General features: G+C 68.0%; 24 protein-coding genes and 1 pseudogene. 7 read left to right on the top strand and 18 right to left on the bottom strand.

The features are described from left to right. Nucleotides 1–9: 9 nt before the first annotated feature. From ATE62_RS03080 to ATE62_RS03060, 5 genes are read right to left on the bottom strand one after another with little or no spacing between them, the layout of a single operon-like run. Nucleotides 10–432: a DUF6491 family protein gene (locus tag ATE62_RS03080; protein WP_058806551.1), complete on the bottom strand. Its 423-nt coding sequence runs from the start codon at nt 430–432 to the stop codon at nt 10–12. Between the two features lie 32 nt (nt 433–464). Then, nucleotides 465–1,016: a GNAT family N-acetyltransferase gene (locus ATE62_RS03075; protein WP_058806433.1), complete on the bottom strand. Its 552-nt coding sequence runs from the start codon at nt 1,014–1,016 to the stop codon at nt 465–467. Then, the gene (locus ATE62_RS03070) at nt 1,016–2,293 is read right to left on the bottom strand and encodes a M20/M25/M40 family metallo-hydrolase (RefSeq protein ID WP_082662568.1); all 1,278 of its coding nucleotides are present in this window, start codon (nt 2,291–2,293) and stop codon (nt 1,016–1,018) included. The genes ATE62_RS03075 and ATE62_RS03070 overlap by 1 nt, the downstream gene beginning before the upstream one ends. A 25-nt stretch (nt 2,294–2,318) precedes the next feature. After that, nucleotides 2,319–2,921, bottom strand: a complete 603-nt coding sequence (locus ATE62_RS03065; protein WP_058806432.1) for a thymidine kinase — start codon at nt 2,919–2,921, stop codon at nt 2,319–2,321. 42 nt (nt 2,922–2,963) lie between these two features. Beyond that, nucleotides 2,964–3,911: a bifunctional helix-turn-helix transcriptional regulator/GNAT family N-acetyltransferase gene (locus ATE62_RS03060; protein ID WP_058806431.1), complete on the bottom strand. Its 948-nt coding sequence runs from the start codon at nt 3,909–3,911 to the stop codon at nt 2,964–2,966. Between the two features lie 135 nt (nt 3,912–4,046). Between ATE62_RS03060 and ATE62_RS03055 the strand changes: the two genes are divergently transcribed. Further along, nucleotides 4,047–5,474 carry a WS/DGAT/MGAT family O-acyltransferase gene (locus ATE62_RS03055; RefSeq protein ID WP_058806430.1) on the top strand — a complete coding sequence of 476 codons (1,428 nt, stop codon included), beginning with the start codon at nt 4,047–4,049 and terminating at the stop codon, nt 5,472–5,474. Nucleotides 5,475–5,486: 12 nt separating this feature from the next. On the opposite strand, the gene ATE62_RS03050 is transcribed toward ATE62_RS03055, so the two are convergent. The 7 genes from ATE62_RS03050 to rimP are packed head-to-tail and all read right to left on the bottom strand — an operon-like array spanning nt 5,487 to nt 12,706. Then, the gene (locus tag ATE62_RS03050) at nt 5,487–6,242 is read right to left on the bottom strand and encodes a hypothetical protein (protein ID WP_156420394.1); all 756 of its coding nucleotides are present in this window, start codon (nt 6,240–6,242) and stop codon (nt 5,487–5,489) included. Beyond that, a complete protein-coding gene (gene rbfA, locus ATE62_RS03045) occupies nt 6,239–6,640 on the bottom strand; it encodes a 30S ribosome-binding factor RbfA (protein WP_058806428.1) in 402 nt (133 codons plus the stop codon). The genes ATE62_RS03050 and rbfA overlap by 4 nt, the downstream gene beginning before the upstream one ends. Then, on the bottom strand, nt 6,637–7,191 hold the full coding sequence (locus tag ATE62_RS03040; RefSeq protein WP_058806427.1) for a DUF1697 domain-containing protein: 555 nt from the start codon (nt 7,189–7,191) through the stop codon (nt 6,637–6,639). The genes rbfA and ATE62_RS03040 overlap by 4 nt, the downstream gene beginning before the upstream one ends. Before the next feature lie 35 nt (nt 7,192–7,226). After that, nucleotides 7,227–9,767: a translation initiation factor IF-2 gene (infB, locus tag ATE62_RS03035; RefSeq protein WP_058806426.1), complete on the bottom strand. Its 2,541-nt coding sequence runs from the start codon at nt 9,765–9,767 to the stop codon at nt 7,227–7,229. A 17-nt stretch (nt 9,768–9,784) separates the two neighbouring features. Next, nucleotides 9,785–10,555, bottom strand: coding sequence for a DUF448 domain-containing protein (locus ATE62_RS03030; RefSeq protein ID WP_058806425.1), 771 nt, complete (start codon nt 10,553–10,555; stop codon nt 9,785–9,787). Continuing rightward, entirely contained in the window at nt 10,536–12,155 is a 1,620-nt protein-coding gene (gene nusA / locus ATE62_RS03025; RefSeq protein WP_058806424.1) for a transcription termination factor NusA, read from the bottom strand. Before nusA ends, ATE62_RS03030 begins: the two co-directional genes overlap by 20 nt. Next, nucleotides 12,155–12,706: a ribosome maturation protein RimP gene (gene rimP / locus ATE62_RS03020; RefSeq protein WP_197411593.1), complete on the bottom strand. Its 552-nt coding sequence runs from the start codon at nt 12,704–12,706 to the stop codon at nt 12,155–12,157. Before rimP ends, nusA begins: the two co-directional genes overlap by 1 nt. 185 nt (nt 12,707–12,891) lie before the next feature. Between rimP and ATE62_RS03015 the strand changes: the two genes are divergently transcribed. Then, nucleotides 12,892–13,782: an FkbM family methyltransferase gene (locus tag ATE62_RS03015; protein ID WP_058806423.1), complete on the top strand. Its 891-nt coding sequence runs from the start codon at nt 12,892–12,894 to the stop codon at nt 13,780–13,782. 4 nt (nt 13,783–13,786) lie between these two features. Here ATE62_RS03015 and ATE62_RS03010 read toward each other — a convergent pair whose 3' ends face one another. Beyond that, entirely contained in the window at nt 13,787–14,293 is a 507-nt protein-coding gene (locus tag ATE62_RS03010) for a hypothetical protein (protein ID WP_058806422.1), read from the bottom strand. Nucleotides 14,294–14,374: 81 nt separating this feature from the next. Here ATE62_RS03010 and ATE62_RS03005 point away from each other — a divergent pair, with 81 nt between their 5' ends. The 3 genes from ATE62_RS03005 to ATE62_RS02995 all read left to right on the top strand — a co-directional run bounded on the left by ATE62_RS03005 (nt 14,375) and on the right by ATE62_RS02995 (nt 16,900). Beyond that, nucleotides 14,375–14,950 (top strand): helix-turn-helix domain-containing protein, encoded by a 576-nt coding sequence (locus ATE62_RS03005; protein ID WP_058806421.1) that lies wholly within the window; start codon nt 14,375–14,377, stop codon nt 14,948–14,950. Between the two features lie 47 nt (nt 14,951–14,997). After that, nucleotides 14,998–15,600: an HD domain-containing protein gene (locus tag ATE62_RS03000; protein ID WP_058806420.1), complete on the top strand. Its 603-nt coding sequence runs from the start codon at nt 14,998–15,000 to the stop codon at nt 15,598–15,600. Between the two features lie 157 nt (nt 15,601–15,757). After that, nucleotides 15,758–16,900, top strand: coding sequence for a cell wall hydrolase (locus ATE62_RS02995; RefSeq protein WP_058806419.1), 1,143 nt, complete (start codon nt 15,758–15,760; stop codon nt 16,898–16,900). Between the two features lie 139 nt (nt 16,901–17,039). Here ATE62_RS02995 and ATE62_RS02990 read toward each other — a convergent pair whose 3' ends face one another. The 5 genes from ATE62_RS02990 to ATE62_RS02970 form a co-directional block, all read right to left on the bottom strand. Then, a complete protein-coding gene (locus ATE62_RS02990; protein ID WP_197411592.1) occupies nt 17,040–18,755 on the bottom strand; it encodes an ATP-binding protein in 1,716 nt (571 codons plus the stop codon). 70 nt (nt 18,756–18,825) lie between these two features. Further along, nucleotides 18,826–19,599, bottom strand: a complete 774-nt coding sequence (locus ATE62_RS02985; protein ID WP_197411591.1) for a TIGR02186 family protein — start codon at nt 19,597–19,599, stop codon at nt 18,826–18,828. Continuing rightward, on the bottom strand, nt 19,596–20,504 hold the full coding sequence (locus ATE62_RS02980; RefSeq protein ID WP_058806418.1) for a sulfite exporter TauE/SafE family protein: 909 nt from the start codon (nt 20,502–20,504) through the stop codon (nt 19,596–19,598). Before ATE62_RS02980 ends, ATE62_RS02985 begins: the two co-directional genes overlap by 4 nt. A 102-nt stretch (nt 20,505–20,606) precedes the next feature. Then, nucleotides 20,607–21,740 carry a hypothetical protein gene (locus ATE62_RS02975; protein WP_058806417.1) on the bottom strand — a complete coding sequence of 378 codons (1,134 nt, stop codon included), beginning with the start codon at nt 21,738–21,740 and terminating at the stop codon, nt 20,607–20,609. Beyond that, complete coding sequence (locus ATE62_RS02970; protein ID WP_058806416.1) at nt 21,737–23,152, bottom strand: glycosyl transferase family protein; 1,416 nt, start codon at nt 23,150–23,152, stop codon at nt 21,737–21,739. Before ATE62_RS02970 ends, ATE62_RS02975 begins: the two co-directional genes overlap by 4 nt. Before the next feature lie 149 nt (nt 23,153–23,301). Here ATE62_RS02970 and nhaA point away from each other — a divergent pair, with 149 nt between their 5' ends. Continuing rightward, nucleotides 23,302–24,585 carry a Na+/H+ antiporter NhaA gene (nhaA, locus tag ATE62_RS02965; RefSeq protein ID WP_058806546.1) on the top strand — a complete coding sequence of 428 codons (1,284 nt, stop codon included), beginning with the start codon at nt 23,302–23,304 and terminating at the stop codon, nt 24,583–24,585. Beyond that, nucleotides 24,582–24,869: pseudogene (locus ATE62_RS02960) on the top strand (hypothetical protein); the annotation flags it as partial. The gene nhaA and the pseudogene ATE62_RS02960, both read left to right, overlap by 4 nt.

Below are 24,869 nucleotides of genomic sequence, written 5' to 3'. Positions count from 1 at the left end.
GCCGAGGCGTCAATTTGACTCCGCGGCTTTCGCGGCGCCCTTGGCCGCCCTCTCTGCCGCCAGCCGTTCCTTGCGCGGCAGCGGCTTTTCGGCGGTGACGAAGGAGGTGATCTGGCAGCGCTGACCCTTCACGACGATTGCGCCGAACTTGTCGAGCCGCGACGTGCCGCGCGTGTCGATGCCGATCGCCTCGGCAAAATCGAGATCGGGGCAATAGCCGGTGAGCGTGGCATAATACCAGTCGCGGCGCTGGTCCTCGATCCAGAGGCCATCGTCGCCGTCGGCCTCGAAATTGCGGACGGTGCCGTAGGCGGGAAAAGCGATGCTCGCCTCGACGCCGATCTGGCGTGCTTCCTTGGCGGGCTCGTCGGCCGCCGCTGCAGAAAGGGGAAGCAGCAAGGCGGCCAGGGAGAGTGCGAGTTTCTGTTTCATATTGCGGATCGCCATAGCAGGGCGAGTCTGAACTAGGGCTGACCCTGGCGTGCCGCCCATTCCGCCGCCAGCAGCGACCAGAGCGCGGTGTCGCGGACATGGCCGGTCCAGGTGATGCGTTCGGAGCGCAAGGTCGCTTCCTTGGTGCAGCCGAGCTTGGCGACCGCGGCCTGGCTCCGCTTGTTACGCTCGTCGATGCGGAATTCGATGCGGCGGATGCCGACCGCGAAAGCATGGTCGATCATCAACTTCTTGAGGCGCCCGTTGAAGCCCGTGCCGCGCGCGTCGGGGTGGATATAGGAGTTGCCGATCTCGACCGTCTGCGCCGACCAGTCGGGGCGCAGCCAGGCGGTCATGCCGATCAGCCGCGCGCCGTCGAACACCGCATAGGGCATGCGACCGACGCCCGAGACCAGGGTATCGAAGCTCTTGTCGAAATGGCCGGGGCCGAAGCTCGACGAATAGATCGGCCAGATGTCGGCGTCGGCGGCGCAGACCGCGCGCAGCGCCTCACGATGTTCCTCGGCGAGCTTGACGAGCCGCAGGTCGCCGTCGGCCAGTTCGACGTAGAGCGCGTCCTGCATCACTGGACCCCCGCGGTCGCGAGCAATATGCCGAGGCCGACCTTGGCGCCGCCCAGGCTCTTGGTCTTTTCGACGTCGATCCACTCGTCGAGCGCGTGCGCGCGGCCACCCTCGCCGCCCGATCCGATCGTCACCGCCGGGATGCCGAGGCTCATCGGCAGGTTGGAGTCGGTCGAGGAGAAGGACGAAACGGGATCGAGCCCGTTGGCGCGGATGATCGCCTGCGCGTTCAGCACGATCGGCTGCGTCGCGGCGGTTTCGCCCGCGGGGCGGTCGCCGATCATCTTGATATCGGCGGCGATCGGCCCTTCCTTGACCGAGCGCGCGGCATTTTCGCCCTCGACGCTCTTCCTGACCACGCCGAGAAACGCCTGTTCGAGCTTGGCGAGTTCGGCCGGGCTTTCGGAGCGCATGTCGAACTCCATAAACGCCTCATTCGGGATCGAATTGACCGAGGTGCCGCCGCCGGTGACGCTGGCCGAATAGGTCGTCTTGGGCGCTGCGGGGACCGCGATCTTGTAGAAATCGACCACCGCCTGGCTCATCGCCGCCATCGGATTGACCAGCCCGAAGGCGCTGAAGCTGTGGCCGCCCGGCCCCTTCCAGGTGATGCGATAGCGTTTCGACCCGACGCCGCCGGTGACGAGGCGCGACGGATCGAGCCCGTCCATCGAGAAAAAGGCCGTCACCCGGTCCTTGTATTTGCCCTTGGTGAGCAGGTAGCGGACGCCGCGGAGGTCGCCGGGGCCTTCCTCGCCGACATTGCCGACGAAGATGATGTCCTGGCGGACCTTGACGCCGCTCTCCTTCATCGCGCGGGCGTAGGCGAGCAGCACCGCGAGCCCGCGCGTGTCGTCGCCGATGCCGGGGGCATGGAGCCGCGTGCCTTCGCGGCGGACCTTGACCGGCGTGCCTTCGGGAAAGACGGTGTCGAGGTGCGCGGCGATCATCACCGCGGGGCCGCCGGCGGGACCAGTGCCGCGATAGACGCCCATCGCATTGCCCTCCTCGTCGATCTCGACATCCGCGAGCCCGGCGTCCTTCAGCATGTCGCGATAGGCCGCGGCGCGCGCCGCTTCCTTGAATGGCGGCGCGGGGATTTCGGTCAGCTTGACGATCTCGGCGACCATCCGGTCGTGATCGCGGTCGAGGATCTTGACCGCCGCCTGATAGCCCCTGGTCTTGAGCACCGCCTCGGGCTTCGACGCCGGCTTCGCCTGCACGGGCGCGGCGGCGAGCAGCGCGGCGGCGAGGCTCAGCGACACGAGATTACGCATGATAGTCCTTTCGGGAAAAACGGGATCAGGCCGGGACCGGCGCCGCGGCGGCTTCGCGCCGCTTTTGCATGAAGTGGCGGCGGCACATCGCGACATAGCGGTCGTTGCCGCCGATCTCGGTCTGCGCGCCCTCGACCACCGCGCGGCCCTGTTCGTCGACGCGCAGGTTCATCGTCGCCTTGCGCCCGCATTCGCAGACGGCCTTCAGTTCGACGAGCGCGTCGGCGATGCCGAGCAGCGCCGCCGATCCGGGAAAGAGCTCGGCCGAAAAATCGGTGCGCAGGCCGTAGCAGAGGATCGGGATATTGGCCTCGTCGGCGAGCGTCGCGAGCTGGAATACCTGCGCCTTCGAGAGGAACTGCGCCTCGTCGACGAGCACGCAGGCGAGCGGACGCTGGCGGTTCTCGGCGAGCACCGCGGCGGCGATGTCGCTGTCGGGGTCGAACTTGTGCGCCTCGGCGAGCAGGCCGATGCGGCTGGTGATCTGCCCCGCGCCATAACGATCGTCGAGCGCCGCGGTCCACAGCATCGTCTCCATGCCGCGCTCGCGATAGTTGAAATCCGCCTGCAGCAGCGTCGTCGATTTGCCGGCATTCATGCTGGCATAATAGAAATAGAGCTTGGCCATGCGCCGCTGCTTAGGATCAATCCCGGCGCGGTTCCACCCCGTTCAATCGGCGAGGATGAGCCGCCAGCTTTCGCTCACTTCGGGTGTGCCGAATTCGTCGCTTTTTTCGGCCGATTCGAGGACGAATCCCTCCGCCGCATAGATCTTGCGCGCGCTGGTCAGCACCGCGTGGGTCCACAGTATGATCTCGCGATAGCCCGCGGCGCGGGCGAAGGCGACGCAGCGCGCGACGAGATCGGCGCCGATCCCGAGCCCACGCGCCTCGGGCTCGACATAAAGGAGGCGCAGGCGTGCGACGCGGTCGTCCTCGGCGACGAGGAAGACCGAGCCGAGCATGCGCCCCGCGCGCTCGGCGATCCAGCATTGCTCGCGGCCCGGCTGGAAATCGCGCAGGAAAGCGGTGGTGATCTCGCCGATCAGCGCTTCCATCCGCGTGCCCCAGCCATAGACCTGCTGGTAGAGGATCGCCTGCCGCGCGGTGACCATGCCCATGTCGCCGACGGTCCAGGTCCGGACCTGGTACGCCTGACCGTCGGCGCTGCCCAGCCGGTCGGCGATCCAGTCGACCGCGGCACTCAGCGCCGCGACGTCGGGTCCCGGCAGACCATCGAGCAGCCGCGCGGTCTCGTCGAAGGTGCGGGCATCGAGCGCGGCGAAGGCGGCGCGACCTTCGCCCGTGAGCATGATCGGCCGCTCGCGCGCATCGGCGCCGCGCCCGCGCGCGATCCAGCCGCGCTGCGCGAATTTGCCGATGATGCGGCTGAGATAGCCCGGATCGACCCCGACCGCTTCCTGGATCGCCTTGGCGAGCACGGGTTCGCCGACCGCGATCTCGTAGAAGATCCGCGCTTCGACCAGCGACAGCTCGCTGCCCATATAATGCGGGTCGAGCGCGCCCATCCGCCGCGTGTAGAAGCGGTTGAAGCGCCGGAGCGACGTGACGGCGGTCGCGAGAGCGGGGTTAGGATCGAGGGTGGCGGCCTGGGTCATGCCATCGTCGTCGGACAATTAGTTGCTGATGTCAACTATTGAATAAGAGCACCCACCCGCGGTCGCTTGACACGCCGCCGCCCGCTGTCATGCTGCGCACAAATATGCAGCACAATCAGTGGGGGAGAGCTGCCGATGCGCCTGATGCCGATCAGCGATGCGATGTTCCTGGTGGGCGAAAGCCGCGAGATGCCGATGCATATCGGCGGCATCAACCTCTATACCCTGCCCGACGATGTCGACGAGACCGAATGGCTGAACGAACAACTCGCGCTGCTCCGCCAGTCCGAGGGGCTGCGGCGGCCGTTCAGCGAGGTGCTGAAACTCACCGCGCTCGGCCAGTACGGCCCGATCCGGCTCGAACCCGACCGCGACATCGACATGCACTACCATGTCCGCGCCTCGGCGCTGCCCAAGCCGGGACGCTATCGCGAGATGTTCGAACTCGCCTCGCGGCTTCATTCGGGGCTGCTCGACCGCACGCGGCCGCTGTGGGAGATCACGCTGATCTCCGGCCTGCCCAACCGGCAGATCGCGACCTTCAAGAAGATCCACCACGCGCTGATGGACGGCGCGGCGAGCATCCATTTCTACAATTCGATGCTCTCGCCCGATCCCAAGGAGCGCCGCAGCGCCTCGCCGTTGTCGGTCGAAGCCTATGAGGCCTATAAGCGCAAATTCCCGCCGCCCAAGAAAGCGCCGCGCCCCAGCCTGACCGACATCGCCGCGATCGGCGATTTCCTGAAGGAGCAATGGGGCAACAGCGTCGGGGTGACCAAGGCGCTCAACCAATATGTCGCGGCGATGGTCGGGCTCGGCGGCGACGGGCTGGTCACCCCCTTCGCCGGGGTGCCGCGCACCAGCTTCAACCGCAACATCACCGGCGCGCGCCGCTTCGTCGCGCAAAGCTGGTCGCTCGAACGCGTGCGCCGCGTCGGCAAGGCGTATGACGGCACGATCAACGACGCGGTGCTCGGCATGTGCGCGGGGGCGATGCGCAAATATCTGCAGTCGCTGAACGAACTGCCCGACAAGCCGCTGAAAGCCATGGCGCCGGTGTCGATCCGGCCCAAGGACGATATCGATTCGGGCAATTCGGTCGCGTCGGTGACCGCGAACCTCGCGACGCATATCGACGATCCCGCGACGCGGATGGCGGCGATCCAGGAATCGATGAATTCGGCAAAGGCGCAGCTGCGCGCGATGACCGCGTCGCAGATCCAGCTCTACACCGCGATCACCAGCTTCCCGATGATGCTCACCGCGCTGACGCGGACCGCCGACAAATTCCCCGCCTATTCGGTGACGATCTCGAACGTCCCCGGCCCGCGCGAGCAGATGTACTGGAACGGCGCGCGCCTCGACGGCATGTATCCCGCGAGCATCCCGGTCGACGGCATGGCGATGAACATCACCCAGGTGTCGAATTTCGAGAATATCGACTTCGGCATCACCGCCTGCCGCCGCAGCGTGCCGCATGCGCAGCGGATGATCGACTATCTGGAGGAAGCGCTGGTCGAACTGGAAGCGGCGGCGGGGATCAAGACGCCGAAGGGCAAGTAGGCGCGGCCAGCGTCAGAAATCGTCATAGGGTGCGTCGGCCGGGAAATCCCATTTGCCATCATCCGGCAGCAGGCGGATCGAGTCCGCGACGACGGCGCCGGTCTCGATGTCCGAGATCATCAGGAACGGTTTCCACTGCTTGTCGGCGGGAATCGGTCCGGACATGTCGCCATAGAAGACGCACATGTCGGGGCGTGTCGCATAGACCCAAGCGAGCCGCCGCCCGTCGCGCGACCATCTGACGCCGCTGCCCGATGCTTCCATCTTGTCGACGGGAAGGCACGGAGAAATGCGGTGCGCTTGCGCAAGACCGGCGTCGAGGTGACGCCGATGTTCCACGACGCCGGACGGCGTGACCTGAAATACACGCGGTCGCTCCAGACCCGACCCGAGCCAATGGTTGATCAGAAACCAGTCACGCCGAGGCGACCATCGCAGCACAAACGGCATGCTGTCGTTGAGCGTCGGGATCGAACCAATGATACGCCCGCGCGCGTCCTCTATCCGAACGTCGTAGATTTCCCGTTCGCCGCCGGTCGCCGGCGTCTGAACGATCTTCCATCGTCGGTCGGGCGACATGGCCGATCGCGGGCACATGACCATGAATTGCACGCTGCCGTCGGGGTTGGCGCCGCTGTTGTTGCAATCGGCATCGAGCGCGCCGCGCGCGACATGCCATTTCTGCTCGCCGCCGACAAAGGGAAGGCCGAGAGCCACCGCGATCGCGATCAAAGTCGCAGTCACCACGGCGATCCAGCGGCCCATCATTCGGCGTCCCTGTCCTCCAGATCGCGCGCCACCTTCGGATCGCGCAGCAATTTTTCGATGTGGCTCGCCTCGTCGAAGCTCTCGTCCGCGAGGAATTTCAGCTTCGCGGCATATTTCATGCGCACCTTAGACGCGACGGTCTTCTGGAGATAGGCGGTGTTGGTGCGCAGCGCCTTCAGCACCGCTTCTTCGTCCTTGCCGAGCAGCGGTTTCACGAACACCGTCGCATGACGCAAATCGGGGGACATGCGCACTTCGGTGATGCTGACGGGGTGCGTCGCGAGGACGTCGTCATGCACGTCGCCGCGCGCGATGATCTCGCTCAATATGTGGCGCACCTGCTCGCCGACGCGCAGCACGCGAACCGACGGGCCATTGTCCTTTTCGGCTTTCTTCACTTCGCCTTCTTCTCTTCGTCCAGTTTCGCGACGATGCGCGCGATCGAGCGCATGTTACGCGCGGTGCCCTTGCAGCCCAAGCGCCTTTCGATGAAGGGGCCGGTAAGCTTGCTGTCGGCAACCCCGTCGCCATAGTCGAGGAACAACATACGCTTGCCGAGCGCGAGCTTTTCGCCGCCGCGGCCGAGATGATCGCCCACCAGCCGCTCGAACTGCTCCTTGCTCGGCTGGTCGGTCAGATACATGGTGTGGACGAACCTGTCCTCGTTCGTCCCGGCAAAGGGATTGTCCGACACGCCCGCCGCGAGTTCGTCGCGGTCGCGCACCACCACCGCGCTCGTCATGTCGAAACGTTCGTCGACCATCATCGACAGCTTTTCCTCGAGCCCGCGCGTCGGCCGCGCGTCATGGTCGAACAGCACATTGCCGCTCGCCACGACGGTCTCGACATTGCTGAAGCCCTCGGCCTCGAAGGCCGAGCGCAGGTCGACCATCTTCAGCCGGTTGCCGCCGACGTTGATGCTGCCGAACAGGGCGACGTAGCGCGCCATGGTGCCGCCTCCCTGTTATGCGGAGCGGACGCCCGTCAGAGCGTCCGGTCGCGCAGTTCGACCTCGAAGACTTCGAGGTGGTCGCCCGGCTTGATGTCGTTCGTATCCGCCAGCACCACACCGCACTCGAGGCCCGCGCGCACTTCGGCGACGTCGTCCTTGAAGCGGCGCAACGACGCGATGGTCGTCGCCGAGACGATGACGTCGTCGCGGGTGAGGCGCGCGTGCAGCCCCTTGCGGATGACGCCTTCGAGCACGAGCAGACCGGCGGCCTTGTCGCGCTTGCCGGCCGGGAAGACTTCCTTGACCTCGGCGCGGCCGACGACATTCTCGATCCGCTCCGGACCCAGTTCGCCCGCCATTTCCTTCCGGACCTCGTCGGTCAGGTGATAGATGACGTCATGATACATGAAGCGCACCTTTTCGCGCTTCGCGATATCGCGCGCCTTGGCGTTCGGGCGGACGTTGAAGCCGATGATCGGGGCGCCCGTCGCCGCCGCCAGCGTGACGTCGCTTTCGGTGATCGCACCCGCGCCCGAATGGAGGACGCGGACCTTGATCTCGTCGGTCGATATCTTGTTGAGCGCGTTGACGATCGCCTCGACGCTGCCCTGGACGTCGCCCTTGATCACCACCGGATACTGGATGACATTGGCCTTGTCGGCGAGCGCCTCGAACATGCCCTCGAGGCTGACGGGCGCCTGCACCGTGCGCTTGCGCGTCGCCTGTTCCTGGCGATAGGCGGCGACTTCGCGGGCGCGCGCCTCATTCTCGACGACGGTCAGCGTATCGCCCGCCATCGGAACGCCGCCGAGACCGAGGACCTCGACCGGCATCGACGGGCCCGCCGTCTTGATCTGCTGGCCCTTGTCGTCGATCAGCGCGCGGACGCGGCCGCTTTCGGCGCCGCAGACGAAGATATCGCCGACCTTCAAGGTACCGCGGCGAACGAGGATCGTCGCCACCGGACCGCGGCCCTTGTCGAGCTTCGCCTCGACCACCGTGCCTTCGGCGGCGCGGTCGGGGTTGGCCTTCAGCTCCATGATCTCGGCCTGCACCGCGATCGCATCGAGCAATTTGTCGAGGCCGGTCTTCTTGAGCGCCGACACTTCGACATTCTGGACGTCGCCGCCCATTTCCTCGACCACCAACTCATGTTCGAGCAGGCGTTCGCGGACGCGCTGCGGGTTGGCGCCTTCCTTGTCGACCTTGTTGATCGCGACGATGATCGGCACGCCCGCGGCCTTGGCATGGGCAATGGCCTCGATCGACTGCGGCTTCAGCCCGTCGTCGGCGGCGACCACCAGGATCACGATGTCGGTGACGTTCGCACCGCGCTGGCGCATCTCGGTGAAGGCTTCGTGACCCGGCGTATCGAGGAAGGTGATGACGCTGCCGTCCTGTGCCTTCACCTGATAGGCCCCGATATGCTGCGTGATGCCGCCGGCCTCGCCCGCGACGACATTGGCGCCGCGCAGCGCGTCGAGCAGGCTGGTCTTGCCATGGTCGACATGGCCCATGATCGTGACCACCGGGGCGCGCGGCTTCAGATGCTCGGCATCGTCGATATCCTCGTCGTGGCGGATGTCGATGTCGCCCTCGCTGACGCGCGTGATCTCGTGCCCGAATTCGGTGACGAGCAGTTCGGCGGTATCCTGGTCGATCGTGTCGCCGGCCGCCGCCGGGCTGCCCATCTTGAACAACGCCTTGATCAGGTCGTTGGTCTTTTCGGCCATGCGGTTCGCGAGTTCGGCGACCGTGATGCTTTCCGGCACGACGACTTCGCGGACCTGCTTCTCGCGCGGACCCGAGAAGCTGGTGTGCGAGCGCTTTTCCTTTTCGCGCGCGCGCTTGAGCGCGGCGAGGCTGCGGGCGCGCGCGCCTTCGTCCTCGTTGAGCGCGCGGGTGACGGTCAACTTGCCCGACTGGCGGCGGTTGTCGGCGCCGCGGGTGGCCTTGGGCTCGGGGCGCTTGGGCTCGGGGCGCTTCGGCGCCTCGACCGGGGTGAAGCGGCGCGGCGCGGGGGCGGCGCTGGTCGTGCTGCGCGGCGCGGCGGCTTCGCCTTCCTCGGCCTTGGCGGCCGGTGCCTCGGCGGCCGGCGCGGTTTCGGCGACGGGTGCCGGAGCGGGCGTCGGTTCGGGCGCCGGGGCGGGCTCGGCTGCACGCGCTTCGGCGCGGGCCTTTTCCTCTTCTGCGGCGCGCGCACGGGCGGCTTCCTCGCGGCGGCGCGTGTCTTCCTGCGCCGACATGCGCGCTTCTTCGGCCTCGCGGAGCAGCTGCGCCTGGCGTTCCTGGCGCGACATCAGGCTGTCGGCCTCGGTCGCGCGCGGCGCGGGCTTCGGAGCGGGCGCGGGCGCGGGAGCCGGGGCGGGCACCGGAGCGGCCTCGACCTCTTCGACCACGGGCTCGGGCGCGGCCTCGCCGGGACGGCCGAGCACGCGGCGGCGCTTCACCTCGACCACCACCGTGTTGCGGCGGCCATGGCTGAATTGCTGCTGTACCTGTCCGGCCTCGACCGTCCGCTTCAGCCCGAGGGGCTTGCGGCTGAGGGTCGGCTTGTCCTGTTCGTCACTCATCGAAAACCATCATTCCTTCAAAACGCGTCCGAAGCGGCGGTGCTTGTCGGCCCCGCCCCATTTTCTGCCCCATCGCCAGGCGACGGTTGTTGCGGATCGGAATCGCGATTGGCCGCGTCCCTACTCCATCCCGTGAAAAACTGCCAGCGGCTCAAATGCGCCAGCACGCGGGCCGCGGCGCGGGCGTCGGTCAACGCCAGATGCACCGCATTCTCCCGCCCCAATGCCATAGATAGGGCGTTCCGGTCCACCGGCAAGACGTGACCCTCGCGGCCCGAGCCTTCGTCGTCCTCGCCGACGCGCCACGCCTGCGCCAGTTTCTTGCGCCCGTCCTCGCCCGCGTCCTGCGCGTGGATGAGCAGGCGCACCTGACCGCGCCGCGCCGCCTGTTCGATCTTGTCGCTGCCGCTGATGAGCGTGCCCGCGCGCGCCTCGAGCCCGAGGCGGTCGAGCGTCGCGCGCTGCAATTGCGCCTCGATCCGCGCGCCGAGGTCGTCCGGAATGACGAACTGCCCCTCGTGCAGCGCGCGCGCGAGCCCGCCCTTGAGCTTGCCTTTCGACTGGGCAGCCTCGAGCGCGGCGCGCGGCACGCCGATCCAGGCGCCGCGGCCGGGGGCCTTGGCATGGACGTCGGGGGCGATCTGGCCATCGGGGCCGAGCGCAAGGCGCACGAGATGCTCCGCCGGCGATGTCTCGCCGGTGATCACGCAGCGCCGCTCGGGCACATGGTGGCCGCGCCCCTTTGCGCGGTCGGTTTCGCCTAGCTGATCATTGCGCGGGGTCCGCATCGGCGGCCTCCCCGGCTTGCGGCTCGGCTGCGGGTTCTTCGTCGAACCAGTGCGCACGCGCCGCCATGATGATTTCGTTGCCCTGTTCTTCCGACAGGCCATATTCGCCGAGCACGCCGCCCTTGTCCTCGGCGCGTTCGCGCGACGGGCCGCGGCGGTTGTCCTGGCGCTTCTTGGCGATCAGTTCGTCGGTCGCGAGGTCGGCGAGGTCGTCGAGCGTCTTGATCCCCGCCTTGCCGAGCACGACGAGCATCGCCTCGGTCAGGTGCGGCATCGTCGCGAGATCGTCCTCGACGCCCAATTCGCGGCGCGTCTGGCGCGCGGCTTCTTCGCGGCGCTCGAGCGCTTCGGTCGCGCGGCTCTGCAGTTCCTCGGCCAGCTCCTCGTCGAAGCCCTCGATGCTCGCCAGTTCCTCGGCGGGCACATAGGCGACTTCCTCGAGCTCGCTGAAGCCCTCGGCGACGAGCAGCTGCGCGAGCGTTTCGTCGACGTCGAGTTCTTCCTGGAACATCGTCGAGCGTTCGACGAATTCGCGCTGGCGCTTTTCGCTGGCGTCGGCCTCGGTCATGATGTCGATCTGGCTGCCGGTGAGCTGGCTGGCGAGACGGACGTTCTGGCCGCGGCGGCCGATGGCGAGGCTCAGCTGATCGTCGGGGACGACGACTTCGATGCGGCCGTCATCCTCGTCGATCACGACGCGCTGCACCGTCGCGGGCTGGAGCGCGTTGACGACGAAGGTCGCGGTGTCCTCGGACCAGGGGATGATGTCGATCTTTTCGCCCTGCATTTCCTGGACCACCGCCTGGACGCGGCTGCCCTTCATGCCGACGCAGGCGCCGACGGGGTCGATCGAACCGTCATAGCTGATCACGCCGATCTTGGCGCGCGAACCCGGGTCGCGGGCGGCGGCCTTGATCTCGATGATGCCGTCGTAGATTTCGGGCACTTCCTGCGCGAACAGCTTCTTCATGAAGTCGGGGTGCGCGCGGCTGAGGAAAATCTGCGGGCCGCGGTTCTCGCGGCGCACCGACAGGATGATCGCGCGGACGCGGTCGCCGACGCGCATCAGTTCGCGCGGGATCTGCTGGTCACGGCGGATGACGCCCTCGGCGCGGCCGAGGTTGACGACGATGTGGCCGAACTCGACCGACTTGACGACGCCGGTGATGATCTCGCCGCCGCGGTCCTTGAATTCCTCGAACTGGCGCTCGCGGTCGGCTTCGCGGACCTTCTGGAAGATCACCTGCTTCGCCGACTGGGCGTCGATGCGGCCGAGGTCGACCGCGGGCAGCGGATCGACGATGAAGTCGCCGATCTTGGCGTCCTTCTGCAGCTTCTGGCCGGCAGCGAGGTCGACCTGCTTGAAATAATCCTCGACCTGCTCGACGACCTCGACAACCCTCCAAAGACGGAGATCGCCGGTCTGCGCGTCGAGCTTGGCGCGAATGTCGTTCTCGGCGCCGTAGCGGGCACGCGCGGCGCGCTGGATCGCTTCCTCGATCGCCTCGATGACGATGCCCTTGTCGATCATCTTCTCGCTGGCGACGCTGTTGGCGATCGCGAGGAGTTCGGCCTTGTTGGCGGAAATGGCAGTGGCCATCAGTCCTGTCCTTCTTCTTCCATTTCGTCGGCGCCCTCGATCGAGAGCGGGACGGTTGCGGCAATCAATTTGTCGGTGAGGACCAGCTTCGCCGTGTCGATCGCATCGAACGGCAGCTTGTGCTCCACACCCTCTTTATCCGAAATCGTAACAGTATCGCCATCGATGCCGACCAGCTCGCCGTTGAAGCGCTGGCGCCCGTTCAGCTTTTCCTTCAGCGCGAGCTTCGCCTCATGGCCTGCCCAGTCGGCGAAGTCGGCGCGGCGCGTCAGCGGCCGGTCGATGCCGGGCGACGACACCTCGAGCCGGTACGCGACGTCGATCGGGTCCTTGCCCGCTTCCTCGAGCGCGTCGAGCTGCGCCGAGATCCGGCGCGACAGGTCGGCGCAATCGTCGATCGTCAGCTGGCGCGTGTCGGGCCGCTCGGCCATCACCTGCAGCGTCGGATCGCTCTCGCCGCCGAAGAAGGCGACGCGCACGAGCGCCAGGCCCATCGCCTCGGCTTCGGGCGCGATGATCGCGTTGAGGGTGTCGAAATCGACCAAATCCATATCCCAATCGGATGACCGGAAAGCATGTGGGTATAGCCGCCGCGGCCCGCGGCCCCGACGTCCCAACTGGCTAACCATGTCAAGAAGTAGGGCGCATATAGGCTGGCAGCACCGAGTCGGCAAGGGGAAAGGAAAGCCGCGCGCCGCCCGCAACCTCTGCCGCCGCGGGCTGTTATTCCCTCGACATGCAGAGCGATATTCTGACCAAGCCCGACGCGCGGCCCTTTGCCGATATCGTCGAAGCGCATGATTTCGGCCCTATTCCGCCGCGGCCCGACCGGATGGCGGGGGTCTATATGGGCGACGACGTGGTGATGACGCGGCTGTGGTCCGACCACAGCTTCCTCGCCTCGACGCGCGACATGATCGTCACCCCCAATCTGATCAACATCGGCATGGTCGAACCGCACAACAGCCGGCTCGTCGCCTCGCTCGTCGCGCCGGGCGACGTCGTCGTCGATGTCGGCGCGAACACCGGCTATTATTCGGTGCTCGGCGCGTGGCGCGCCTTTCCGGGGGGGCAGATCTGGTCGTTCGAGCCGAACCCGGCGGCTTATGCACTGATGTCGGACAATCTGCACAACAATGGTTTCGGCGGCATCGCGCGCCGCCACCGGCTCGCGCTGTCGGACCGCCGCGGCGAGGCGATGCTGCGCGTGTTCCCGGGCTATGAGGCGACCTCGACGATCCGCGGCGTGTCGGACGCCTTCGTGACGCATACCGAGCGCGAGACCGGGCGCGCGTCGCACGAAGTGGCGGTGCCCACCGACACGCTCGACGCGGCGATGCACGACTGCCCGGCGATCGACTTCATCAAGATCGACGCCGAGGGCCACGAGCCCGAGATCATTGCCGGCGCCCGAGAGATATTGGCGCGCTCGCCGCGGCTGAAGATGCTGATGGAATTCGTGCCGCCGATCCTCGACTCCGGCAAGGCGCGGACGATGCTCGGCACATTGCGGTCGATGGGACTGCTCATCTATCGCTACGATCCCGACGCGCGGGCGACGCGCTACGACGATGACGATGCGCTGATGGCGTTCGATTTTTCGGACCTGCTGATCGTCAGGCCCTGAGCGCCTATTCCTCGACCTCGACCGCGATATGCGGCCATTGCGCCGCAAGCTTGCCGGCCCAGCGGTCGTAGGGCCAGGGAATCACCTCTTCGTTGAACCAGGCGAGCCGCTCGCCGTCCAAGTCGTAGAGCGACACGCTGTCGTCGCTTTCGTCCTGCCGGACGATCCGCACCTTGCCGATGCGCGAGGGGTGGATGCGGCCCTCGTCGCCGCCGCTCGCGCCGACGCGCCCCTGCCACCAGATAAGGTCGCCCGTCGCGGGATCGATGCGGCTGCCGCGGTTCGGGTTGGCGAGCATGTTGAGCGCGGCGCCGAGCCCGACCAGCGCCCCCAGCCCCCGCGCCAGCGGCACCAGCCAGGGCGCGCATTCGCGCCCGTCCTCGCTGCAATTGTCGCGGGGGTCGATCACCGATCCCGCCCAGAAGAAGAAGATGCCGAAGGCCAGCAGCAGCCACATCCGCAAATCGGTGCGCGCGCTGCGGCGATAGGCGGGGACGGCGGCCGCGGTCATGCGGCGATCCTATGCAGCCGCTCCCAATATTTGCCTAACAAGGGCGTTCCGGCGCAGCGCGCAGCGCGCTATGCTGCGCGCATGACTTACGCCGTCCTGCCCTGCCGCGACCATCTGGGCGCCTCGCTGCGGCGCTGGCGCGCGCTCAACCGCGTCAAGCAGGCCGCGCTCGCCGAGGAGATGGGCGTGTCGCAGACGACGGTATCGCGGTGGGAGGCGGGGACGCTGCCGCTCGGCCCGCGCGAGGAGGACCGGGTGACGCAGCTGCTGGCGGCAAGGCCGGCCTCGGCCGCCGATCGCGCGCTGCTAGACCTCGTCCGCCAGTCGCCGCGCCCGGTGCACCTGATCTGCGACCTTACGCACCGGCTGTTCGCTGCGTCGCCGGCGCGCATCGCCGGATGGCGCGTCGGCATCGAGGACCTCGCCGGCCGCTCGCTGTGGCGCTTCGCGTCGCCAGGCATCGCCGCGGGCGAGGCGGCGCTCGATACGCTCGGCTGGTACGCGCCGGTCGCGCCCGCGGTCACGATCGACACCGAGGGGGCCGATTTCGACGAACTCAGCATCGCCGCCGGCCGCCTGCGCTACACGCGCATGCCGCTGTCGGACGGCAGCTTCGCGCGCCTCGTCGAGGACGGCGCGCGACGGGCCGGCGCATAAAATATTCCCGATGTTGAGCGGGCGCCGCGGCCCGCTACCCTCGCCGCATGACGACCGATCAGCCCATCGACCCGTCGCGGCTCGCCGCGATCCTCGCTTTCCTGCAGGCCGCGGAGAAACTCAAGGACACGCTGCGCAGCGGCATCACCGCGAACGGCCGCGCCGAAAGCACCGCCGAGCATAGCTGGCGGCTGTGCCTGATGGCGATGCTCTTCGACCGCGAACTCGCCGGATACGACCGGCTCAAACTGCTCAGGCTCTGCATCGTCCATGATCTGGGCGAAGCGATTTCGGGCGACGTTCCCGCGACCTGCCAGCAGCCGGGCGACGACCGCGCCGGGCGCGAACGCGCCGACCTTCAGGCCCTGTGCGCCCCGCTGCCCCGCGACCTCGCGCGCGAAATCCTGGACCTCTGGGACGAATATAGCGCCGCCGCGACGCCCGAGGCGCAGATGGTCAAGGGCTTCGACAAGCTCGAGACGATGCTCCAGCACCTGATCGGCCGCAACGCGCCCGACTTCGATTACCGCTTCAACCTGAGCTATGGCGCGCAGCATACGGGGAAGCACCCGCTGCTCGCGCAGCTACGCGGACAGGTCGATGCCGCGACGCGCGAGCGTATCGCCGAGCTGGAACGATCGGCCGCCTGACCGCAGCCGCAACCATTAACCCCCGCCCGCGTCGACGTCCCTTCGCGGGACACCCCGAGCGCGGCGCAATCATTTATTCGCACCTCGCGGCATAAGACAGGCTGCCGGACCCCGCGCGAATCATCGCGCGGGCGCCGTACGAGACGCCAAACGCCGCATGAAGCCCGAACTCAACCTCAGCGCGCAATCGCCCTGGCTCGACCCGGCGGCCGAATATGCGCCCGTCGGCCCCGACCGGCGCTGGTGGATGGGGCTCGCGCTCGCCAGCCTGTTCGCGTGCCTCGCGCTCGTCGCGACCACGGGGCAGCTGCGCGCCTTCACTCCGGGGCCCTACAGCGTCAGCGTGCCCGTCGACTTCAAGCCCTATGACCCGACGCGCTGGGCGATCATGAACGCCGAGGATTATGAGGACGCGCTGAAGCTCGACCCGACGCTGCCCAACCCCGACAGCGTCGGCTTCGGCGACGCCGCCGCGCTGCCCCCGGTCGATCCATCGAAATTGCAGCAGGAGGCCTTCGTCGGCCCGCCCGCCAAATCCTATGTCTTTCGCGGCGTCACCGCGCTCGACCGCGAGCGTGCGCATTATTGCCTGACCGCCGCCATCTATTACGAGGCGGCGTCGGAGAGCGACGACGGCATGCGCGGGGTCGCGCAGACGGTGCTCAACCGCGTCCGCCACCCGAGCTTTCCCAACACCGTGTGCGGCGTGGTCTTCCAAGGATCGCAGCGCGTCGGCGTGTGCCAGTTCACCTTCAGCTGCGACGGCGCGATGGCGCGCGCGCCCAGCAAGCCGAACTGGCTGCGCGCGAGCCGCATCGCGTCGGCGGCGCTGAACGGCTATGTCTTTCCGGGGGTCGGCCTCGCGACCCATTATCACACGCAGGCGATCTGGCCGCGCTGGGGCAAGAGCCTGGTGATGACCAATATCGTTGGCGCGCATATCTTCCACCGCTGGCGCGGCCGCTGGGGCATGCCCGACGCCTTCCGCGCCCCCTATATGGGCCGCGAGCCGGTGCCGGGGCCTTACACCCCGGTCGCGCAGCAGCTGGCGGTGCTGTCGGGCAAGGGCGGCGCGGCCGCCGCCGCGACCGGGCTGCTCCCCGAAGGCAGCGGATCGGTTGCCGCGCTTCCCGCGAGCGCCCCCGCGCCGACACCGCAGGCGATGGCACAGGCCGAACGGCCGATCGGGACTCCCGCACCCGCGGCGGCCGTCCCCGCGCCGACCTACGCCGACCCGCGGCTCAATCGCTCGGGGCAGATCCGCGAGGAGTTCAACAAGAGCGGCGAGTGGCGGAAGTGACGCTCACGTTCCTGTAGCGGGGGGAGCTCGACAGCCTTCAGCCGTCCCCTATTTCCGTTCGTGTCGAGCGGGATTTATAGGATGGCTTATCCGCTATGGTCTGGTGCGGGGAACATCTCTGTCCACAGAGCGAAGGCGTTTACCGCCCCTGGCTGCGCCAGCGCTTGACCACGCGGTCGAGGATTTCCGACTCGCCGCCAGTCTCGCGCCACAGCTTCGAGAAGAGCGGATCGCTCGACGCCGGGCGTTTTTCCTCGGCCAGCGTATCGAGATAGACGCGGATCGGGATCGACACGCCCTCGCCGCAGATGATGCATTCGCGGTTGCGCAGCGCCGGGATCGAATCGATGAAGCCGCGCGCGCCTTCGGGCATCGCCGCCTTCACGAAATGCTGGTCGCGCTCGTTGTTGAGGCGCATCGAGATGATCGTGCCGCACTGCGACAGCACGCCTTCGGCAAGGTCCGACGGGCGCTGGGTGATGAGGCCCAGCGATACGCCATATTTACGGCCTTCCTTGGCGATCCGCTCGAGGATCTTGCGTACCGCCTGGCCCTGCCCCGAGTCTTTCGACGGGATATAGCGATGCGCTTCCTCGCAGACGAGGAGGACCGGGCGCTGCGGCTCGCCGCGCGACCAGATCGCATAGTCGAAGGTCAGGCGCGACAGCACCGCGACGACGACGCCGGTGATGTCCGACGGGACGCCCGACACGTCGATGATCGAGATCGGCCGGCCGTCCGACGGCAGGCGAAAGATTTTGCCGAGGAAGCCCGCCATCGTGTCGGCGACGAGCATGCCCGAAAACATGAAATTATAGCGCGGGTCGGCGCGCATTTCCTCGATCTTGCCCTTGATGCGCATGAAGGGCGCGCTCGACGTCGCCTTGTCGAGCTTGCCCATCTCGTTCTGCAGGATGTTGAGCAGGTCGGAGAGTAGATAGGGAATCGGCGAATCGACCGTGAGCTTGGTCATCCCCTCGGCCAGCCGGTTCTTCTGCCGCGCCTGGAGCAGGCATTTGGCGAGCACGTCGCAGTCGCCCTGGCGGTCGCGGCCCTCGCTGGTCACGAAGACCTCGCAATGCTCCTCGAAATTCATCAGCCAATAGGGCATCGCGAGGTTGTCGACGTCGAACAAGGCGCCGGTGCCCTTGAAGGCGGCCGAATATTCGCCGTGCGGGTCGATCATCACGATATGGCCCTGCGGCGCGAGCTCGCAGATCTTGTGCAGGATCAGCGCGGCGCTGGTCGACTTACCCGTGCCGGTCGAGCCCAGCAGCGCGAAATGCTTGCCGAGCATCGCGTCGACATAGAGCGAGCCGCGGATATCCTTCGTCGGATACACGGTGCCGATCTCGACATGCGCGCGGTCGTCGGCGGCGTAGATCTGCTTGAGGTCGGCGCTGGTCGCGGCATAGGCCGGGCTGCCGGGCACCGGATAGCGCGTGACGCCGCGGCGGAAATTATGGATGCGGCCGGTGATCTTTTCTTCGTCGCCTTCGCCCAGGAAGTCGATCGTGGCGACGATCAGGCCCTCGCCGCGTTCGTGCAACTGCTGGTCGCGGATGCTGGCGAGCAGCCAGACATTGCCGACGCGGACCTTGATCTGCGCGCCGACCTGCCCGGCCATCGCGACCGCGGGGTCCCCCGATTCGGACAGGCGCCGCAGCGCCGCGGCGTCGAGCAGGATGCGCGACGACGAGCCCGAAATGTCGATGACTTCGCCGACCAGCAGGTCGTCGCGGTGATGCACCGCCGCGGGATTGAGGGGCGCCGCGGTCCCGCCGCCACCGGCCAGCCGGACGTGCTGCACCGGCGCAGCCTCCCCGGGCTTGTACCCACCGCCTTGCATATCCATTACCGGCCCCGCCTGTTGATTGTCCCGAACGTCCCGGACACCGGTATCGCATGCGATGGTAAAGTTAGCGTTATCGGCGCTTGAACGCCGCCGACGCCGCATAGCCGAGCAGCAGCGACATCGCGACCGCCGCAAGTCCATACAGAAAGCCATGCCGCTGCGCCGCAAGCGCCACAAAACGTTCGAAACCCGCCTTGCGGATCTCGACGTTGCGCGAGGCGACCGCGAGCACGCGGCCCTTGCTGATCAGGAAGGTTTCGGCGCGGTAGGTGCCGACGGGCACGCGCGCGGGCACGGGGATGCGCGCGCGGTAGAGCACGCCCTCGGTAATCTCGACCGCCGCCGGATTTTCGTAGAACAGCCCCATGCGGCGATAGAGGTCGACGAGCCCCTTTTCGAAGCGTTCGAGCATGCTGCTTTCCGAAAAGCCCGCGGGCGACATCGAGAGATTCTGGAGCCCGAGTTCGAAGATCGCGGCGGTGCGCTCGTCGACCAGCTTGTCGATCGGCTGCGACGATCCGATCGCGTAGAAGCCGGGCGAGCTGCGCAGGCGGATGCTGTTCGCATTGACCCAGATGCCCGCGACGCGGCGCTTTTCGCGCAGGATGATCGGACGCACCGGGCCCTTCAGCACCACGACGATATCGGCGCGGTCGTCGGGCAGCCGCTGGCCGGGATAGAGGATGGCACCGAACAGCAGCAGTTCCTCGCCGGTGAAGCTGTACTGGATGTCGATCGCGCGGCTGGACACGTCGGGCACCAGCCGCGGGTCGGCGGCGCGCGCGGGTGCGGCGGCGAGCGAGCCCAGCAGCAGCGCGAGCAGCAAGGCGCGAAGCCGCATCATTGCACGGTATAGATTTCTTCGGGGCGGATGAAGAGGTCGACCGCCATGCGCAGCGCGACCAGAAGGACAATGGCGGCCAGCGCCATGCGCAGATATTCGGGCTTCACCTTCTGCGCGAAACGCGCGCCGATCTGCGCCCCGGTGACGCTGCCGAGCAGCAGCAGCCCCGCGAGCACGATATCGACCGCGCCGGTGGTCAGCGCATGGACCATCGTTGTCGCGATCGTCACGAACAGGATCTGGAACAGCGAGGTGCCGACGACGACCTGCGTCCCCATGCCGAGCAGATAGAGCATCGCGGGGACCATGATGAAGCCGCCGCCGACGCCGAGCAGCATCGTCAGCACCCCGACCGCCATGCCGAGCAGCAGCGGCGCGAGCGGCGAGATATAGAGGCCCGAGCGATAGAAACGCCAGCGCAGCGGCAGGTTGGCGACCATCGGGTGGTGGCGCCGCTTGCGCGCCGGCGCGGGCAGGCCGGCGCGCGCCGCCTGCAGCGTCCCCCACGCCTCGCGCGCCATGAAGCTGCCCACCGTGCCGAGCAGCGCGACGTAAAGAATGTTGATCGTGGTATCGATCTGCCCCCAGGCGGTGAGCAGTTCGAAAAGCCCCGCGCCGATCAGCGAGCCGATCAGCCCGCCCGCGACGAGCACCGCGCCCATGCGCAGGTCGACCCCGTCGCGCTCGAGGTGCGCGAGCGCGCCCGACACGCTGGCCCCCGTCACCTGCGTCGCCGCCGAGGCAGCCGCGACCGTCGGCGGAATGCCGTAGAAAATGAGCAAGGGCGTGGTCAGGAAGCCGCCGCCGACGCCGAACATGCCCGACAGGAAACCCACCCCGCCGCCGAGCAGGATGATCACCAGCGCATTGACCGACAGATTGGCGACGGGAAGGTAGAGATCCATGGGCCCCGGACGTGATGGACGCCCCCTTATGGAGCGCTGCGACCGACCCTAGACCAGTTCGCGCGCGCGGGGAATCGCCGAGGAGCCAAAAATCAGCAAAAATCAGAAGTCGGCGGCGAGGGTCAGCGCGAGGCCGCTGTCGGGCTTCGCATCGCCTGCCACCCGCTGGCGCCAGTCGAGCGCGACGCGGCTCCCTTCGCCGACTTCGGGCAGGCGCAGGGTGACGCGCGGACCGACGTCGACGCGCGCCGCGCCCGGCTGGACCGATCCCGCCGCGAGCGCGCCCAAGTGCAGGCTGCTCCCCGGGGTCCGCGCGACCTCGCGGTCGACGACGACCGCGGCGTCGGCGAAGCCGTCGCGCCGCCGCGCCCCGACGATGCCCGCCTGGCCATAGGCCTCGAGCCGGAAACGCGCGGGCAGCGCGACGTCGCCGACCCCGCCGACGACCATCGCCGCGAGCGCGGTGCGCCCCTCGCTGCCCGCCGCCACGCGCTGCTCGACCGCGACATCGACGGGGACGTGCGCGAGCGGCGCAAAGGCAAGGCCGAAGGCGAGTTCGCGCTGGCGCACTTGCGCGAGCGCGAGCGTCACCCGGCCATAAGCGCGCAGCCGCCCGCTCTCGCCGAAGCCATAGGCCAACCGCGCGCCCGCCTGGCTACCGCCGAGCTGGCTCGCCGCGGCGATGCCGCCCTGCGACGCGCGGCCCGACCCCGAGCGGAGATAGGCCCAGCTGCCGAGCGACCAGCCGGCGAGCTGGCGCTTCATCCAATAGGGCCGTCCGACGCCCGGAGGGCCGGCATAGGGCAAAGTCTCGGTCTTCACCCACGCCGGGCCGGCGACCGCCGCCCGGCTCGCGCCGCCCGGCAGCGGCGGCAGCAGCCGGGCGAGCATCGCCGAGCGCATGGCGTTGAGCCCGTCGCCCCAAGGCGCCGGATCAGCGCGGCTGGGCGGAGCGGACTGCGCGGCGACCACTGCGTTGACGCGCGGTCGACGCCCCGTGCGCTCGACCGGCGCGAACTGAAACGCCATCTCGTCTTCAACCCGTAGGATCGGCGTCCACGGCGGCTCCTCGGCTTTCGCCGCAAGGATCGGGACCGCCGGATGCTGCGGCAGGGGAGCCGCGGGGTTCCAGTGCGCCGCCACGCGCGCGAGCGTCCAGCAGCCGAGCAGCAGCAGCAGGAAGCGCAGCGCGCGCGCATCGCGGCGCGAAGCCGGCCCCGCCGCCACCCCGGTCATCGCGCGCGCACCGGCGGCGGCGCGGCGATCAGCAGCGCGTCGCCTTCGTCGTGGCGCGTCTTGTCCCACACCACGCGGCCCGAGCGCAGCATGCGCCAATAGTCGGCGACCGCCTTGCGCGCCGCGAACATCGCCACGAGGTTGGCGACGAAGGCGCGCGGGATCGAAAGCAACCCCTGGCGCAGGCCATAAGCGCGCGTCGCGAAATGCCCGCGCATGCCGAGCCGCCACAGCAAAAGCGCTCCCGATAGCCCCATCAGCAATTGCAGCAGCGCCGACGGCGGGCGCGCCTGCCAGCCGAGCAATGCGTGGCCAGCGAGGCTCAGCGTCCCCGCGACCAGCGCGGCATAAGCAGCGAGGATCACCGCCGCCGCCAGCGGCGCGCGGCGATCGCGCCACAGCATCCAGCGCGCGACCCATCCGCCCTTTTCGGGCATCTCCCAGCCGAGATGGTCCCATCCCGCGAGCGCGATTCCGGCAATCCAGCGCGATTTCTGGCGCACCGCGCCCCACATCGTCGCGGGGAAGGGGCCGCGCGAGACGATCCACTCGCCCTCCTCGTCGACCGCGGCGACGAAGGCGGTGCGCATCCCGTGGGTGCCGACGAGGATTCCCATCTCATAATCCTCGGTCAGGCTGTCGGGACGAAAGGGCGCCCCGCCGCGCCGCAGCGACAGGAAGGTCAGCGCGTTGCGGGTCAAGGCACAGCCGACGCCCGCCGAGGGCAGCGGCGCCCCCAACCGCGCGCGCAGCACCATGTCCTTGCCATGCGCCTCGGCGAACTCGTCGGCATAATGGCCCGCGACCCATTGCCGGCCGAGCCCGAGCAGCGGCAGCACCGGGATCTGGACCATCGCGTGATGCACGAGCCCCACGCGGTAGAGCGCGAGCTCGGCGCGGTGCACGACATCTTCGCAATCGTGGAGCACGACCCCCGCGAAACGGATGCCCTCGGCGCGTTCGTCGGCGCCCATCGCCGCCCACAGCCGGTTGAGATTGTCGCCCTTGGTCGTCGGCCCATCGGCATTGCCGATGACGAGGCGCAGCCGCGGATCGGCGGCGACGAGCGGCGACACCGCGAACAGCGTCAAGGCATCATTGGGATAGCAGCCGAGATAGACGCGAAAATCCTCGCCCTGCCACGCCGACAGCGTGCGCCCGATCATCGTCGGCAGGACATCCGACTCGTCCCAGGCGGGCACGAAGACCGCGAGCGGCCCATCGACCTGCTCGCTGCCGCGCATATCGTGCAGAAAGGTAGGTCCGGCGCGGCCCTTGCGCGTCATGATCCACAGAATATCGAAGAGAAGATCGTCGAAGCCGATCAATAATATACCGACCGATGCAAAGAGCATCAGCTCGTGACTGGCCATGTCGACCAGAAATTCGAGTCCTGAGGTCGACAATTCCATGTAGCGCCCTGCCCCCGCCGACGTCACGCTGCCCCAAGCGACCAGAATTAGTCCAAAATACTGTCAAAGCAAAGAGAAACAGCACCGAAATGGCAGTGATGCCGGGCAAAGGGTGACGCGCGCGGATTGCCGGGCTAGGAGGCATGGCCATGGCCCAACGCAAGACCGCTCCATCCGCACTGCGCGATTTTCTCGAAAGCGAGAGCGCCGGCGGCATGCTGCTGATCGCGGCTGCCGCGCTCGCGATGATCATCGCCAATTCGGCGCTCGGCGAGAGCTATGCCCACGCGATCCACGCGGTGACGGGACCGGTGCTCAGCGACAAGCTGGGGCCGATGACGGTCCATTTGTGGATCAACGACGGGCTGATGGCGATCTTCTTCCTGCTCGTCGGGCTCGAGATCAAGCGCGAGTTCGTCGACGGGCGGCTCGCGAGCTGGGACCGGCGCCGGCTACCCTTCATCGCCGCGGCGGCGGGCATGGCGGTACCGGCGGCGCTCTATATGGTCTTCGCCGGCAGCACGCCCGGCCTCGCGCAGGGCTGGGCGATCCCCGCGGCGACCGACATCGCCTTTGCGATCGGGGTGCTCGCGCTGCTCGGCAAGCGCGCGCCGACCTCGCTCAAGCTCTTCCTCGTCACCGTCGCGATCGTCGACGACATGGGTGCCGTGGCGATCATCGCGCTCTTCTACACCGCCAAGATCGACCTCGTCGCGCTCGCCGCCGCGGCGGCGGTGCTCGGGCTTATGTTCGCATTGAACCGCTTCGGGGTGAAGCGCCTCGCGGTCTATCTGCTGCTGTTCCTGATCCTCTGGTACGCGATGCTGCTCTCGGGCGTGCACGCGACGATCGCCGGGGTGCTGGCGGCTATGGCGATCCCGTTCGAGGCGACGCCGGGCGCGCCCGACAGCGCCACCTCGCCGCTCCACCGGCTCGAGCATGGCCTGCATCCCTGGGTCGCCTTTGGCATCGTGCCGCTGTTCGGTTTCGCCAATGCCGGGGTCGATATCTCGGGGCTGACCGCCGAGCAGCTCTTCGCGCCGCTGCCGCTCGGCATCGCGGCGGGGCTGTTCCTCGGCAAGCAGCTCGGCATTTTCGGCGCCGTGTGGTTAGCCGTGAAGCTGGGCATCGCGGGCCGGCTGCGCGGCGCGACCTGGCTCCAGGTCTATGGCGTGTCGCTGCTCTGCGGCATCGGCTTCACGATGAGCCTGTTCATCGGCGGCCTCGCCTTCCCCGGCGACCCGCTGCTGGTCGAAGAGGCCAAGATCGGGATTTTGATGGGATCGCTGGTTGCCGCGCTCGCGGGTTATGCGGTACTGCGCCTCGCGCCGCTGCATCCGCAGCATGGCGCGGTCGAAGCCCGGTCCGACGAAGAGATCGCCAAGGACGGCGATGTCGTCGATACCTCTGAACCCGAAGGGACGCCCGCATGATGCGCCGCCTGCGCCTTCCGCTCGCCGCCCTGCTCGCCGCGGCGACGCTGTCGGGCTGCTACGCGCTGGATCCCGAGATGAAGCGCAGCGTCGAGGCGCGCAAGGCCCAGGCCAGCGCCGCGACCGCGCCGGCGTCCCCAGCTCCGACGCCTGAAAAAACCGCCGCGACCGACCCGGCGCTGCCCGAAGTCGATGTGCGCCGCATCGAGGTGGTGAAGGGCATGACCGCGCTGCCCCCGCCCTCGGGCGCTCCCGCAACGCCGCCGGCCGCCCCCGGCGAACCG

This window comes from Sphingopyxis sp. HIX (assembly GCF_001468285.1).
Lineage (GTDB): Bacteria > Pseudomonadota > Alphaproteobacteria > Sphingomonadales > Sphingomonadaceae > Sphingopyxis.
This window is presented reverse-complemented; position numbering and strand designations above follow the sequence as displayed.

Excerpts from the sequence above, each read along its gene's own strand:
- nusA (WP_058806424.1), bottom strand. The coding sequence starts at position 12,155 with ATGGCCACTGCCATTTCCGCCAACAAGGCCGAACTCCTCGCGATCGCC.
- ATE62_RS03015 (WP_058806423.1), top strand. The coding sequence starts at position 12,892 with ATGCAGAGCGATATTCTGACCAAGCCCGACGCGCGGCCCTTTGCCGAT.
- ATE62_RS03050 (WP_156420394.1), bottom strand. The coding sequence starts at position 6,242 with ATGATGGGCCGCTGGATCGCCGTGGTGACTGCGACTTTGATCGCGATC.
- ATE62_RS02990 (WP_197411592.1), bottom strand. The coding sequence starts at position 18,755 with ATGGATATGCAAGGCGGTGGGTACAAGCCCGGGGAGGCTGCGCCGGTG.
- ATE62_RS03070 (WP_082662568.1), bottom strand. The coding sequence starts at position 2,293 with ATGCGTAATCTCGTGTCGCTGAGCCTCGCCGCCGCGCTGCTCGCCGCC.
- rimP (WP_197411593.1), bottom strand. The coding sequence starts at position 12,706 with ATGGATTTGGTCGATTTCGACACCCTCAACGCGATCATCGCGCCCGAA.
- infB (WP_058806426.1), bottom strand. The coding sequence starts at position 9,767 with ATGAGTGACGAACAGGACAAGCCGACCCTCAGCCGCAAGCCCCTCGGG.
- ATE62_RS02980 (WP_058806418.1), bottom strand. The coding sequence starts at position 20,504 with ATGGATCTCTACCTTCCCGTCGCCAATCTGTCGGTCAATGCGCTGGTG.
- ATE62_RS03030 (WP_058806425.1), bottom strand. The coding sequence starts at position 10,555 with ATGCGGACCCCGCGCAATGATCAGCTAGGCGAAACCGACCGCGCAAAG.
- ATE62_RS03080 (WP_058806551.1), bottom strand. The coding sequence starts at position 432 with ATGAAACAGAAACTCGCACTCTCCCTGGCCGCCTTGCTGCTTCCCCTT.
- ATE62_RS03060 (WP_058806431.1), bottom strand. The coding sequence starts at position 3,911 with ATGACCCAGGCCGCCACCCTCGATCCTAACCCCGCTCTCGCGACCGCC.
- ATE62_RS02975 (WP_058806417.1), bottom strand. The coding sequence starts at position 21,740 with ATGACCGGGGTGGCGGCGGGGCCGGCTTCGCGCCGCGATGCGCGCGCG.
- ATE62_RS02970 (WP_058806416.1), bottom strand. The coding sequence starts at position 23,152 with ATGGAATTGTCGACCTCAGGACTCGAATTTCTGGTCGACATGGCCAGT.
- ATE62_RS03065 (WP_058806432.1), bottom strand. The coding sequence starts at position 2,921 with ATGGCCAAGCTCTATTTCTATTATGCCAGCATGAATGCCGGCAAATCG.
- ATE62_RS03010 (WP_058806422.1), bottom strand. The coding sequence starts at position 14,293 with ATGACCGCGGCCGCCGTCCCCGCCTATCGCCGCAGCGCGCGCACCGAT.
- nhaA (WP_058806546.1), top strand. The coding sequence starts at position 23,302 with ATGGCCCAACGCAAGACCGCTCCATCCGCACTGCGCGATTTTCTCGAA.
- ATE62_RS03005 (WP_058806421.1), top strand. The coding sequence starts at position 14,375 with ATGACTTACGCCGTCCTGCCCTGCCGCGACCATCTGGGCGCCTCGCTG.
- ATE62_RS02985 (WP_197411591.1), bottom strand. The coding sequence starts at position 19,599 with ATGATGCGGCTTCGCGCCTTGCTGCTCGCGCTGCTGCTGGGCTCGCTC.
- ATE62_RS02995 (WP_058806419.1), top strand. The coding sequence starts at position 15,758 with ATGAAGCCCGAACTCAACCTCAGCGCGCAATCGCCCTGGCTCGACCCG.
- ATE62_RS03075 (WP_058806433.1), bottom strand. The coding sequence starts at position 1,016 with ATGCAGGACGCGCTCTACGTCGAACTGGCCGACGGCGACCTGCGGCTC.
- ATE62_RS03055 (WP_058806430.1), top strand. The coding sequence starts at position 4,047 with ATGCGCCTGATGCCGATCAGCGATGCGATGTTCCTGGTGGGCGAAAGC.
- ATE62_RS03000 (WP_058806420.1), top strand. The coding sequence starts at position 14,998 with ATGACGACCGATCAGCCCATCGACCCGTCGCGGCTCGCCGCGATCCTC.
- ATE62_RS03040 (WP_058806427.1), bottom strand. The coding sequence starts at position 7,191 with ATGGCGCGCTACGTCGCCCTGTTCGGCAGCATCAACGTCGGCGGCAAC.